Raw genomic sequence first — 13,366 nt, forward strand, 5'->3', positions numbered from 1 at the left:
GGGGGAGGACGACGCACGCTGGACGTGCCCGGTCAGCACCCCACGCCGATCGAAAGGTTGACCGATGACGGTCCCCGCAGCACCCGTCCGTCAAGCCGCCGCGGTGGCCGAGAACCTCACGAAGACCTACGGCTCGGGTGAGACCACGGTGTACGCCCTGCGTGAAGTCAGCGCGACCTTCGACCGTGGTCAATTCACCGCCATCATGGGACCATCCGGATCCGGCAAATCGACGCTCATGCACTGCCTGGCCGGTCTCGACACCGCGTCGAGCGGGCGCGTCCTCATCGGCGACACCGACCTCAGCGGTTTGAAGGACGCCGCGATGACCAAGCTGCGGCGCGATCGCATCGGGTTCGTCTTCCAGTCGTTCAACCTGGTGCCGACGCTGACCGCGAAGGAGAACATCACCCTTCCGCTGGACATCGCCGGCGCCGCCGTGGACAAGGAATGGTTCGACACCGTCACGCAGCGACTCGGTCTCACCGACCGACTCGGTCACCGGCCCAGCGAACTGTCGGGTGGTCAGGTGCAGCGTGTCGCATGCGCTCGGGCGCTGGTCGGACGACCGGAGATCATCTTCGGCGACGAACCGACCGGAAACCTGGACTCCAAGTCGTCCGCCGAGGTGCTCTCGATCCTGCGCGGGGCGGTCGACGACTTCGGGCAGACCGTCGTGATCGTCACCCACGACCCGCGCGCCGCGTCCTACGCCGACCGCGTCGTCTTCCTCGCCGACGGACAGGTCGTCTCCGACCAGAGCGGCCTGTCGGCCGATGACATCTACGAGTACATGAAGCACCTGGACGGTGGCGCCGGTCCGTCGTCCCCGCACACCGCCCCGAGCCAGGGACGCTGACATGGCGAACACCATGCGCAAGGTGTCCTTGCGGAATCTCGGCGCGCACAGGCTGCGCCTGCTGCTCACCGTCCTGTCGGTCGTACTCGGCACATCGTTCGTGGCCGGCTCACTGGTCTTCACCGGCACCGTCGGCAAGTCGTTCAACGACCTGTTCGACAACGTCGCGGTCGGGGTGGATGCCCAGGTCACCTCCAAGAACGAGAGCGGTGGGGTCAGCACCGACCTCGGCATTCCCCAGTCGGACGTCGATCGGATGCAAGCGCAGAAGCGCCGCCTCGGCGTCGACAAGGTGCAGCTCGGCTACACGGGGACGATCGTCGTCGCGGACGCGAGCGGCAAGGCGATCCAGACCGGCGGCGCGCCCAGCGTCGGATCGAACTGGGTGCCGAACGACCAGGCGTTGGACCCGAACGGCGTCCGGATCATCGAAGGACGTGCCCCGCAGGCACCGAACGAGATCATCCTCAACCAGGACGCGGTCAAGAAGGGCAAGCTGAAGGTCGGCTCCCGGACCAAGGTGGTCGCCACCAACGGTGGCGGTGAGCCGATGGACGTCACGGTTGTCGGCGTGACCAAGCTGTCGACCGCCGCCAGCGGGTATACCGAAGCCGACTTCACCACCGAGGGCGCCCGACGACTGTTCACGGACGGTGAACACGTGTCGACCGTCTCGCTCAGCGCCGTCGACGGCGTCTCCCCCGAACAGCTGAAACAGCGTGTTGCACAGGCCTTTCCGGACCTGAAGGTGACGACGGGCGACGAGGTGCGCAAGCAGGCGAAGGACTCGATCAACCAGTTCCTGCAGATCTTCAACTACATCCTGTTGTCGTTCGCGGCGATCGGCCTGATCGTCGGCACGTTCATCATCTACAACACCTTCTCGATGATCGTCGCGCAGCGGGTGAAGGAACTCGCGCTGCTGCGTGCGATCGGTGCCGGTCGCAAGCAGATCACCCGGTCGGTGCTCTTCGAGGCGTTCGTGGTCGGGCTGATCGGGTCGGTGATCGGCTTCGCGGTCGGCATCGGTCTGGCGGCCGGGTTGCAGGCGTTGCTGTCGTTGACCGGCTCGGGGCTGCCCGAAGGAGCGTTGGCGATCTCGCCGGTGGCGCTCGTCGCCTGCCTGCTGGTCGGCGTGCTGGTGACGATGGTGAGTGCGTACGCACCGGCTCGCCGAGCATCCAAGGTCGCTCCGGTCGAGGCGATGCGTGAGAGCCAGACCGACGGCGCCGCATCGCTCAGGCTGCGCACGTTGATCGGTGCAGTGCTCGCCGTCCTGGGTGCCGCCGCCATCGCGATCGGCGCAACCGGCAAGGGCGGACAGGCGGCGGGCACGGTCGGCTTCGGCGCCGTCCTGCTGATCGTCGCCATCATCATGGGGTCGCCCGCCCTGTCACGTCCGATCATCGGCGCGCTCGGTGCGGTCATCGCCCGACCGTTCGGCAAGCTCGGCAACCTGGCCCGCACCAACGCCGTCCGCAACCCGCGCCGGACGGCCGCGACAGCGTTCGCGCTCACCCTCGGGCTGATGCTGGTTGCCGTGATCGGCACTCTCGGATCGTCCTTCAAATCGACGATCGACGCAGCTGTCAAGAGCGACATCACCGCCGACGTCATCCTCATCGGCAGCGAACGCGGCGTTCCGCCGGCGAGCGCCGCCGCCGTCGCCGCGGTGGACGGCGTGCAGGACGTGGTGCAACTGCGTAACGTCCCGGCGAAGGTCGACGGGAAGAATGCCGTCGGCACGGCGCCCAGCGGCGACCTGGGCAACGTGATGAAGCTCAAGATGGTGCAGGGCAGTTCCAATCTCGGCGGCAACGACCTGCTGGTCTCGGACAAGCAGGCGACCGAGCCGGGTTGGAAACTGGGATCGAAGGTGCGTCTGCAGACCGTCTTCGGCACCAGCACGACGGCGACCGTCACCGGTGTGTACCAGGAGAGTCCACTCTCGGGTCCGTACCTGATCGGTCAGGACGCGTACACGGCCCTCGTGCCCAAGCAGTTGCAGTCGTCGTTCGTGACCCTGGTCAATGTGGAGGACGGCGCGGACGTCCCGCCGGTGCAGGAACGCATCGGCGAGGCGACGAAGGACTACCTGACGATCAAGGTGCAGACACCGAAGGAGTTCGCGAACTCCCAGTCGGGTCAGATCGACCAGATGCTCACCGTGCTCTACGGGATGCTCGGTCTGTCGCTGCTGATCGCGGTGCTCGGCATCATCAACACGCTCGCGTTGTCGGTGGTCGAGCGCAAGCGCGAGATCGGCATGCTTCGTGCGGTCGGAATGTTGCGCAAGCAGGTGCGCCGGACGATCTACCTGGAGTCGATCCTGATCTCCATCTTCGGTGCTCTGCTCGGCATGGTCATCGGCGTCGCGATCGGCTGGTGCCTGGTGCGCACCTTCCGCGAGTGGATCCCGGACATCCAGGCGGTCATCCCGTGGGGAACGATCCTGTTCACTTTGGCGATGTCAGCAGTGGCCGGTGTGCTGGCCGCACTGTGGCCGGCCATCCGGGCGGCCCGCACCAAGCCGCTCGAAGCGATCGTCGATCTCTAGATCACCGGCAGGACGTCCGCCCAACGCGAATGTGAACGCTGCCCCTGACAACGAAAAAAGACGAACGGGCGAGCTCCTTGGAAGGAGCCCGCCCGTTCGACATCTCCGGTCGACGTCAGAGATTCGCCTTCTCCGTCGCCGGACCGGTGTAGCCCTTGGCCAGCCGGCTGCGGTGATAGCCGTAGACGAAGTAGATGACGAACCCGAGCACCAACCAGATGAGAAAGCGCAACCAGGTCTCGACCGGGAGCGTGAGCATGAGGTAGCCACAGATCAACGCCGAGATGATCGGCAGCACCGGGCTGAACGGCACCTTGAACGGGCGGTGCATGTCGGGACGCTTCTTACGCAGCACCGGGACCGCGATCGACACGAGGAAGAACGCGCTCAACGTGCCGATGTTGATCATGTACTCCAGTTCGCCGATCGGGGTCAGCGCGGCGACCAGGGCGATGACCAGGCCCAGACCCATCGTGATCCGCAGCGGGGTTCCGGTCTTCGGGTTCGTCTTGCCGAGGCTCTTCGGCAGCAGCCAGTCACGCGACATCGCAAAGATGACACGCGAGGCGCCGATCAGCAATGTCATGACGACCGTGGTCAGACCGGCGACCGCACCGGCCGCGATCAATGTCGCGAACCCGTCCTGCCCGACCGCTTCGAAGGCCTTCGACAGGGACGCACTGGGTGCGATCTCGTTGTAGGGCTGCATGCCGGTCAGCACCAAGGCGACGCCGCAGTAGAGCAGGGTGCAGATGATCAGCGAACCGATGATGCCGCGCGGCAGGTCGCGAGCGGGGTTCTCGGCCTCTTCGGCGGTGGTCGCGACGACATCAAAACCGATGAACGCGAAGAACACCAACGAGGCTCCGGCCATGATGCCCGCGATACCGAAGTGTGCTGGTGTCATGCCGAAGATCCACTCGGTCAGCGGCTGCTTCCAGACGTCCGTGGTGCCCTCGGCCGGCTTGCTGTCCGGGACGAACGGCGTGTAGTTCTCCTTCTTCACGTAGAACAGACCAGCGACGATCACGAACAGGACGATGAAGACCTTCAGCGCGACGAGTGCGAGGTTGACCCGCAGCGACTCCTTGATACCGACGCTGACCAGGATCGTCAGCACCGCGACCAGGAGAAAGGCGGGAAGGTCGAAACTCGAGCCGTACGCGATCGACTCGGGCATCGACCAGCCCATCTGTTCGAAGAACACTCCGAGATAGGCCGACCAACCCTGCGCGACAACAGCTGCACCGAGCATCAACTCGAGCAGGAGGTCCCACCCGATGATCCACGCGATGATCTCACCCAGTGATGCATAGCTGAAGGTGTAGGCCGAGCCGGAGACCGGGATCGCCGACGCGAACTCCGCATAACAGAGGGCAGCCAGGCTGCAACAGAACGCGGCGATGATGAAGGAAAGAACCACTGCCGGACCGGCGAGTTCGTTGGCGGCTTTACCGGCCACCGTGAAGATGCCTGCACCGATGACGACGCCGACGCCGAACACCGTGAGGTCGAGCGCGGTGAGCCGCTTCTTGAGTTGGTACTCCGGTTCGTCACCCTCGGCGATCGATTGCTCGACCGTCTTCGTACGCATCATGCTCATGGCGAGAGCCTTCCTGCTGGTGCTGCCCGAGTCGAGAGTTGAATCTACGACTGTCTGACCCCCTGGGCCAGAGTGAGAACGGGAAAATTTCGCACTCGTCGGGAGTACCGAGTGGTAACGCCCACATTCCGGTCACCCTGCCCGGCGTCCGTCGCCACGTACGCTGGCGCACGGCCGTCCGGCCGGGCAGTTCGCGTCGAGTTCAGGAGACACCGATGGGTCAGCAGGCAGGCATGGGCGCGATCCCCTTCGAAGGCGGCGTCGCCTTCCGAGTGTGGGCTCCCCACGCAGAACGCGTGGCCGTCGTCGGCGACTTCAACGGCTGGGACGGCGGCGCGACCGTCATGGAGCCCGAGGGCAACGGTTACTGGTACGCCGAGACGAAGGCGGAGGTCGGCCAGGAGTACAAGTACGAGCTCACCGCCGGCGGTCAGTCCTTCCAGCGCATCGACCCGTATGCCCGCAAGGTGACCAACTCGGTCGGCAACGGGATCGTCTACGACCACGGCACGTATGACTGGGGCAGCGACGCCCCCAAGCTCGACTCGATCGACGACCTGGTCATCTACGAATTGCACGTCGGCTCGTTCAACGCCGAGCAGGGACGCGGCTCGTTCGAGTCCGTCGGCGAGCGCCTGGACTACCTGAAGTCGTTGGGAGTCAACGTGATCGAGCTCATGCCGGTCATGGAATGGGCAGGCGACGACTCCTGGGGGTACAACCCGGCCCACCTGTTCGCGGTGGAATCGGTGCTCGGCGGGCCCGACGGTCTGAAGAATCTCGTCAAGGCCGCGCACGAGCGTGACCTCGCGGTCATCGTCGACGTCGTCTACAACCACTTCGGTCCGAGCGACCTGCCGACCTGGCAGTTCGACGGTTGGTCGGAGAACGGCAAGGGCGGCATCTACTTCTACAACGACGAGCGGTCCTCGACGCCGTGGGGCGACACCCGCCCCGATTACGGACGTCCGGAGGTGCGCGCGTTCATCCGCGACAACGCCCTCATGTGGTTGCGCGATTTCCACGCCGACGGTCTGCGGTTCGACATGACGCCGTACATCCGCAGCAAGGACGGCTCGGGCATGGACATCCCCGAGGGTTGGGCGATGATGCAGGAGGTGAACTCCGCTGTGCGACAGGAGTTCCCGGACCGCATCCTGATCGCCGAGGACATGCAGCAGAACCCCGCAGTCAGCTCGACGGACGAGGCCGGCGCCGCTTTCCACGCCCAGTGGGACGGTGCGTTCGTGCACCCGGTGCGTGAGGCGCTGAAGGCGTCCACCGACGAACACCGCTCGCTGGAGGCACTCGCAGGAGCGATCCTGCAGAAGTACAACGACGACGCGTTCCAGCGGGTCATCTACACCGAGTCGCACGACGAGGTGGCAAACGGCAAGGCGCGCGTGCCACTGGAGGTCGCGCCCGACGACACGTCCGGCGAGCTCGCCCAGAAGATGGCCACGCTCGGTGCCGCGACGATGCTGACCTCCCCCGGCATCCCGATGCTGTTCATGGGTCAGGAGTTCCTGCAGGACGGCTGGTTCCAGGACACGGTCCCGCTCGACTGGTCGCTCACCGAGCAGGTGCCCGGCGTGGTCGACATCTGGCGCGACCTGATCGCGTTGCGCCGCAACGCAACAGGACGCAGTGCCGGACTGCGTGGTCAACACACCGAGATCGTCAGCGCGGACGACGACGCCAACGTCATCGCCTACCACCGCTGGGCGCAGGGCGGCCCGAACGACAGCGTCGTCGTGGTGCTGAACTTCAGTGGCGAGGCACGCTCCGACGTTCCGGTGAGCTTCCCGGGCGCGGGTGGTTGGGAACTGTTGCTGAACACCGACGGCACGAGCTACTCCGACGAGTTCGGTTCAGTCGCAGCAGGATCGGTGACCGCGGAAGGCGAGCCGGCTGCAGCGACGGTCAACATCGGCCCGTACTCGGCCCTCGTGTTCGGCTACACCGGCTGAGGCCCAGCGCATCTCGCCTCGGTTTCGGCGCGTGGGGGTTCGCAAGCTCACCCCCACGGCTCAACCAGCGGCGGTGGTTGAGCCACGCCGCCGACGAAGCCGGCAGCGAGCAAGGTGGTCCACGGCGAGAACCTCGTCAAGGCCGTCGGCAACCAGAAGTCGTCCGTGACCGCCTCGCTGGTACAGATCGGTCGTCGCGGCGCTGGTGACCGTAGTCATCATCCTGCTTGCCCGCCGCGACGAACGAGGGTCAGCCGCGTAGCTCATGCGTCGAGGGTGTCCAGACCCTTCTGGGAGATGTGCTTGACGAGGTGGTCGAGTTCGCCGAAGTTCTGGCCCGCCATCGAACCGGCCTTCTGCCGGGCGTTGATGCCCTGGACGATGCCGGCGAGCTTGAACGCGGCGAACGCCTCGTAGAAGCCCAGATCCGACAGGTCGAGCCCGGTGCGCTCGGCGTACCGCTTCTTGACGAAGTCGCGTCCCGGGAAGCCCGGCGTGCGGGTGATGGACGGTGTGATGCCGACCGGCTCGTCCGACTCCTCGACCCAGTAGAAGAGGGTCAGCGCCAGGTCGGCGAGCGGGTCGCCGAGCGCCGAGAGCTCCCAGTCGAGGACCGCGGCAACGGTGCGCGGGTCCTTCGGATCCATCATGCAGTTGTCGAGCCGGAAGTCACCGTGGATGACCGAAACCCGCTGCGGCGCAGGCGCCCCTGAGGACAGGCGGCGTCCGAGCTCGTCCATCTGCGGAATCTCGATGGTCTTCGAGCGCTGCCACTGCTCGGTCCAGCGACGCACTTGGCGCTCCATGAACCCCTCGGCCTTGCCGAAGTCAGCAAGCCCGACAGAGTCGGGGTCGGTCAGGTGCAGCGCGGCCTGAGTATCGACCAGCGCCCCCGCGATGCGCTGCATGTCGTCGACCGAGTCGGCGTATCCCTCGGGGAATGCTTCGCGGATCACGTGACCGTCGACCTTGCGCATCACATAGCAGGGCAGTCCGAGCAACTCGCCTTCGTCGACGAGCACGATCTCGGGCACCGGCACCGACGTGCCGGCGAGCGCCTTCTGCACCCGCGCCTCACGACCCATGTCGTGTGCACTCGGCAGCAGCTTGCCCGACGGTGGACGGCGCAGGATGAGTTCGCCTGCGCCGGAGCGCAGTTCGAAGGTGAGATTGGACTTGCCGCCCGCGATCAGCTTGGCCTCGAACTCACTCCATGCCTCGTCACCGGTCGCTTCGGCCAACGCGGGCCCGAGGTGCTCCGGACGCACCAACTCGTCGTACTCACTCACCGCATGTCTCCTCAAAAATCGCCACCGACGCCGATGGTCAGCAGATTACGTGGCCGCCCTCTGGCGAGACCCTGCGGGACGCGCGATGACGTCGATGCCCGCACGCCTCGGCGAGGTCAGGCGAAGGTCAGCGGAACGCCGGTCTTCTCCTGCAGTTCCTCCTGCGACAGACCGTCGACGATCTCCCGGACGACGAGACCGTCGTCGGTCACGTCGATCACCGCGAGGTCGGTGATGATGCGCTGGACGACTCCCTTGCCGGTCAGCGGCAACGAGCACTCCTGCACGATCTTGTGGCTGCCGTCCTTGGCGAGGTGCTCCATCAGCACGATGACCTTCTTCGCGCCGTGGACCAGGTCCATCGCCCCGCCCATTCCTTTGACCATCTTGCCGGGGATCATCCAGTTGGCGATGTCGCCGACCGCGCTCACCTGCATGGCGCCGAGGATCGCGGCGTCGACCTTGCCACCGCGGATCATCCCGAAGCTGGTCGAGGAGTCGAAGATGCTCGCCCCCTTGCGCAGGGTGACCGTCTCCTTGCCGGCGTTGATGAGGTCGGCGTCCTCCTCCCCCTCGAAGGGATAGGCACCGGTGCCGAGGATGCCGTTCTCGGATTGCAGCACGAGTTCGACGTCGTCGGCCACGTAGTTGGGCACGAGCGTCGGCAGGCCGATGCCGAGGTTGACGTAGTCGCCGTCCTGCAGCTCCTGCGCCGCACGACCCGCCATCTGTTCACGGGACAGAGCCATCTCAGGCCTCCTTGCTTTCTGCGACGCTCTCCGAGCCACCGGCCGCGCCGGCGCCCGGACGCTGACGGGTGGTCGTGCGCTCGATCAACTTGTCCTGCGCCTGCTCGGGCGTCAGGGGCACGACGCGGTGGACGTAGATGCCCGGCAGGTGCACTTCGTCCGGCTCGATCTCACCGGGCTCGACGAGGTGCTCGACCTCGGCGATCGTGACGCGCCCGGCCATCGCACAGGCCGGGTTGAAGTTGCGGGCCGACGTGCGGAAGACGAGGTTGCCGTGACGGTCACCCTTGTAGGCACGCACCAACGCGAAGTCGGTGACGATCGACTCCTCGAGCACGTACTCGCGCTCTGCGCCGAGGCTGTCGAGGGTGCGGGTCTCCTTCGGCGGCGATTCGATCTCGATACCTCCGTCGGCGTCGTACTTCCACGGCATGCCGCCCTCGGCCACCTGAGTGCCGACACCGGTCTGCGTGTAGAACGCGGGGATGCCGGCACCACCGGCGCGCATCTTCTCGGCCAGGGTGCCCTGCGGGGTGAGGCGAACCTCGAGCTCACCGGACAGGTACTGCCGCGCGAACTCCTTGTTCTCACCGACATAAGACGCCTGGACGAGGCTGATCCGCTTGTCGGCCAACAGGATTCCCAGGCCGGCACCGTCGACGCCGCAGTTGTTGGAGATCACTTTCAGGTCGTCCGCGCCGGCGTCGTGCAGCGCCTCGATGAGAACCGTCGGGATGCCGCAGAGCCCGAATCCGCCGACCGCCAGCGAGGAACCGGGGCCGATGTCGGCCACCGCCTGCGCCGCGGACGCAACAACCTTGTCCATGACCGCACTTTCGTTGTGTCGAGGTGAACCAGCCCCGATGCTATCCATCATGTGACCGCGGTCACCATGGCGGCCACACACGGTGCCGGCAGCCGACTGGTGCCACGCCACACCGTCCTACAGTTGCAGTCATGACACCCGGGAAGAGAGTTGCCATCGCACTCGGCTCCGGTGGCGCCCGCGGCTACGCCCACATCGGCGCCCTCGAAGTGATCGCCGAACGCGGCCACGAGGTCGTCACGATCGCCGGCACCTCGATGGGCGCTCTCGTCGGCAGCTTCGCCGCGTCCGGCCGGATGGACAACCTCAAGGAGTGGGCGCTCAGTCTCACCCAGCGCGACATCCTGCGGCTGGTCGACCCGAGCCTCGGCGGCCCGGGTGTGGTCCGAGCCGAGCGCATCCTGACGAAGATCGGTGCACTGCTTGCCGATTCGCAGATCGAGGACTTCCCGATCCCGTTCACCGCCGTCGCCACCGACCTCGACGGACGCCGCGAGGTGTGGTTCCAGAAGGGTCCGGCCGACATCGCAGTGCGTGCATCGATCGCGATGCCCGGAGTCATCCACCCGATCACCGTCGACGGACGAATGCTGGTCGACGGCGGACTGATGAACCCGATCCCCGTCGAACCCACGCGCGCGGTGCCCTCCGACATCACGATCGCGATCTCGCTCAACGGTGTTCGCCAGAGTCAGGGCGTGAACGAGGGTGTGCCGCTCTCGCCGCTGCGCACCATCATCGGAAGCAGCGAGGCGCTGACCCGAGGAGCTCGCCGAGTTCGCCGGAGCACCAACGAGATTCTCGAGACGCCGACGATGCAGCGGCTGTCTGCGCGACTGACCGCCAACCGTGCGGCCGAGGACGCCGACCTGGACGCCGACCCGCTGGCGCGTCTGCTCGGGTCGCGCATGCCGAAGGACCTGTCGACGATCGAGATCTTCAACCGCTCGTTCGACACGATGTCGTCGCTGGTCGCGCGGTACCGGATGGCATCCAACCCGCCGGACGTCCTGGTCACGTTGCCCTCGGACGCGTGCCGAACGCTGGAATTCCACCGCGCCGCGGAGATGATCGAACTGGGTCGGATTATGACCGCCGAAGCCCTGGACGCCCAAGGGCTCTGAGCTGAACAGCGTCCGGCTGAGTCCCAGCCCATCGCGCCGTGGTTTCGGCACCTGCGCCTTCCTCCGTCAGGCCCAAGGCTCAACACTCAACGAAGACCCGTCCCATCGTCGCCGAGATGAGTGGCGAGCCAGTCGACAAGGGGTCGGCCGGTGCGCCAGTCGTCCCGGATCCGCGTCAACACCTCCGGGGTGTGAACGAACGGCTCGAAGCCGTACTGCTTCGACAGCGACATCGTCCTGTGTCGCAGCAGTTCGATGCGCGGGTTGTCTGCGCTGTAACCGCGCGGCGCGGTCTTGACGGTGTCACCGCCGAGCGCCCAGCCCTGCGCCGTCAGATCGCCGATCATGCGCTCGAGGGTCGCGCCGCTCGGGCTGTCGATCACCTTGCGCAACAAGGCGAGTCGGTCCGGCGGGGCGTTGTAGAACCCGAGGCCGACCATGACACCGGCGGCGGACAACTGCACGTACCACCCGGTGGCCTCGGCAGCGGACACGTACATCCCCTGATGCGTCTTGTACGGGGTCTTGTCCTTGCTGAACCGGATGTCGCGGTTCGGGCGGAAGATCTTCGCCGACCCGAACTCGTACTCCAGGTCCGCTGCGAGAGCCTCGAACGGCGCGCGCACCGACTCCTCGTAGGTCGAGCGGTGCGCGTCCCAGAACGCCTTGCTGTTGTCCTGCTCGAGGTCGTCGTAGAAGTCGAGCGCTGCCACCGGGAAACCGTCGAAACTCACGTCCGAAATCACCGTTCGATCGTAGACATGAGGAAAGTCCGCAGCCCCGCCCAAAGGGACGAGGCTGCGGACTTTCTGCAGAACGGGACTACGCGGCTGCGTCGGCAGCGACCACCGGTCCGCCGGTGACCTGCTGTTTCCTCGATCCGCGGCCGCGGTTCTTCAACCGGCGCTCGACGAACTCGGCCAGCTTGGACAGCGAGTAGTTGATCAGGATGTAGATCACGCCGAGCACGAACATCATCTGCACGATGTTGGCGTTGTTGGATCCGATGCCCTGACCGGTGCGCAGCAGTTCGCTGTAGAGCACGTTGTAACCGAGCGCGGTGTCCTTAAGCACGACGACCAACTGGCTGATCAAAGCCGGCAACATCGCGGTGATCGCCTGCGGCAGCTGAATCATCCGCAGGGTCTGGTTGGCTCGCAGACCGATCGACAGACCGGCCTCCCGTTGCCCGTTGGGCAACTGGTCGACACCGGAGCGGATGACCTCGGCGACCACCGAGGAGTTGTAGAGCACCAGACCGGTGACGGTCGCGTACAACGGGGCCAGTTCGTCGTCCACGGCACCGCTGGTGGACAGGTAGCCGTAGGTGAACAGCATCATCAACAGCACCGGGACTGCGCGGAAGATCTCCACGAGCACCGAGCAGATCCAGCGCAGCGGCGCGATCTCCGACATCCGGCCGAGGGCAAAGAGCACACCCAGGACACCGGCGATCACGATCGCGATCGCGGCCGCCTTGAGCGTGCCGACCAGGCCCTCGAGCAGGGATTGCCAGACGGTGCCGGTGGTCAGCGGCTTCCACAGCGCCGACGCGAACTGGCCCTTGTCGTCCAGCCGCTTGTACACCAGGAACATTCCGACCAAGAACAACAGCACACCGACGACGGTGAGCATCATGTGCCGGCGGCGAGCCTTCGGGCCGGGTGCATCGAACAGAACCGAGGCGCTCATCTCTTCACCGCCAGCTTCTTACCGAGGTGCCCGATGAGGACGCCGGTGGGGAGGGTCAGCAGGACGAACAGTCCGGCCGTGGCCAGGAACGCCTGGTTCAGCAGGCCGGGGTCTTTCTCGGTGACCGCGGTCAGCAGGGCTGCCATCTCTGCCACACCGATGACGACCGCGATCGTGGTGTTCTTGGTGAGCGCGATCAGGGTGTTGCCCAGCGGCACCACCGCGCCGCGGAACGCCTGCGGCAGCACGACCTCCTTCAGCGACTGACCGAAGGTGAGCCCGATGGAGCGGGCGGCCTCGGCCTGCCCGAGCGGGATCGTGTTGACGCCACTGCGCAGCGACTCACAGACATACGCGGCGTGGTAGATCACCAGACCGAGCACCGCCAACCGGAAGTTGTTGATGTCGAGGTACGCGGGGTCCTTGCTGTCGGCGAGGCTGATGCTCAGCTGCGCCCACAGGACCAGGTTCATCGACAGGATGATCAATGTCAGCGGCAGGTTGCGGAAGACGTTGACGTAGGAGGTGCCCAGGAAGCGCAACATCGGCACCGGCGACATACGCAGCACCGCGATGATCGTGCCCAGGACGAGGCTGCCGATCGCAGCCAGGACCGTCAGCTTGATGGTCATCCAGAAAGCCGACAGCAGGTGGTACTCGTTGATGAGTTGTGACATCACTGCCTTTCGAAGTCACG

General features: G+C 65.9%; 11 protein-coding genes. 4 read left to right on the forward strand and 7 right to left on the reverse strand.

Annotated elements, in window-relative coordinates:
* Positions 1 to 64 precede the first annotated feature (64 nt).
* Together MF407_RS12930 and MF407_RS12935 are read left to right on the forward strand one after the other, a co-directional pair.
* Positions 65 to 859: an ABC transporter ATP-binding protein gene (locus tag MF407_RS12930; protein ID WP_239702528.1), complete on the forward strand. Its 795-nt coding sequence runs from the start codon at positions 65 to 67 to the stop codon at positions 857 to 859.
* Position 860: 1 nt separating this feature from the next.
* Positions 861 to 3,416: an FtsX-like permease family protein gene (locus MF407_RS12935; RefSeq protein ID WP_239702529.1), complete on the forward strand. Its 2,556-nt coding sequence runs from the start codon at positions 861 to 863 to the stop codon at positions 3,414 to 3,416.
* Positions 3,417 to 3,531: 115 nt separating this feature from the next.
* Here MF407_RS12935 and MF407_RS12940 read toward each other — a convergent pair whose 3' ends face one another.
* A complete protein-coding gene (locus tag MF407_RS12940; protein ID WP_239702530.1) occupies positions 3,532 to 5,019 on the reverse strand; it encodes an amino acid permease in 1,488 nt (495 codons plus the stop codon).
* Positions 5,020 to 5,234: 215 nt separating this feature from the next.
* On the opposite strand from MF407_RS12940, the gene MF407_RS12945 reads away from it, so the two are divergent.
* On the forward strand, positions 5,235 to 6,989 hold the full coding sequence (locus tag MF407_RS12945; protein ID WP_239702531.1) for an alpha-amylase family glycosyl hydrolase: 1,755 nt from the start codon (positions 5,235 to 5,237) through the stop codon (positions 6,987 to 6,989).
* A 263-nt stretch (positions 6,990 to 7,252) separates the two neighbouring features.
* Here MF407_RS12945 and MF407_RS12950 read toward each other — a convergent pair whose 3' ends face one another.
* From MF407_RS12950 to MF407_RS12960, 3 genes are all read right to left on the reverse strand, one after another.
* A complete protein-coding gene (locus tag MF407_RS12950) occupies positions 7,253 to 8,278 on the reverse strand; it encodes a phosphotransferase family protein (protein ID WP_129624215.1) in 1,026 nt (341 codons plus the stop codon).
* Positions 8,279 to 8,394: 116 nt separating this feature from the next.
* On the reverse strand, positions 8,395 to 9,027 hold the full coding sequence (locus MF407_RS12955) for a CoA transferase subunit B (protein WP_129624216.1): 633 nt from the start codon (positions 9,025 to 9,027) through the stop codon (positions 8,395 to 8,397).
* Position 9,028: 1 nt separating this feature from the next.
* Positions 9,029 to 9,853 carry a CoA transferase subunit A gene (locus MF407_RS12960; RefSeq protein ID WP_239702532.1) on the reverse strand — a complete coding sequence of 275 codons (825 nt, stop codon included), beginning with the start codon at positions 9,851 to 9,853 and terminating at the stop codon, positions 9,029 to 9,031.
* A gap of 131 nt (positions 9,854 to 9,984) precedes the next feature.
* Here MF407_RS12960 and MF407_RS12965 point away from each other — a divergent pair, with 131 nt between their 5' ends.
* A complete protein-coding gene (locus tag MF407_RS12965) occupies positions 9,985 to 10,977 on the forward strand; it encodes a patatin-like phospholipase family protein (RefSeq protein ID WP_239702533.1) in 993 nt (330 codons plus the stop codon).
* 86 nt (positions 10,978 to 11,063) lie between these two features.
* On the opposite strand, the gene MF407_RS12970 is transcribed toward MF407_RS12965, so the two are convergent.
* The 3 genes from MF407_RS12970 to MF407_RS12980 all read right to left on the reverse strand — a co-directional run bounded on the left by MF407_RS12970 (position 11,064) and on the right by MF407_RS12980 (position 13,346).
* Entirely contained in the window at positions 11,064 to 11,723 is a 660-nt protein-coding gene (locus MF407_RS12970) for a DUF2461 domain-containing protein (RefSeq protein WP_239702534.1), read from the reverse strand.
* Positions 11,724 to 11,799: 76 nt separating this feature from the next.
* Positions 11,800 to 12,669: an amino acid ABC transporter permease gene (locus MF407_RS12975; RefSeq protein ID WP_239702535.1), complete on the reverse strand. Its 870-nt coding sequence runs from the start codon at positions 12,667 to 12,669 to the stop codon at positions 11,800 to 11,802.
* Positions 12,666 to 13,346, reverse strand: a complete 681-nt coding sequence (locus MF407_RS12980; protein ID WP_129624220.1) for an amino acid ABC transporter permease — start codon at positions 13,344 to 13,346, stop codon at positions 12,666 to 12,668. Before MF407_RS12980 ends, MF407_RS12975 begins: the two co-directional genes overlap by 4 nt.
* Between the last annotated feature and the right edge of the window lie 20 nt (positions 13,347 to 13,366).

This window comes from Yimella sp. NH-Cas1 (assembly GCF_022359705.1).
In the GTDB taxonomy this organism is placed as follows: domain Bacteria; phylum Actinomycetota; class Actinomycetes; order Actinomycetales; family Dermatophilaceae; genus Yimella; species Yimella lutea.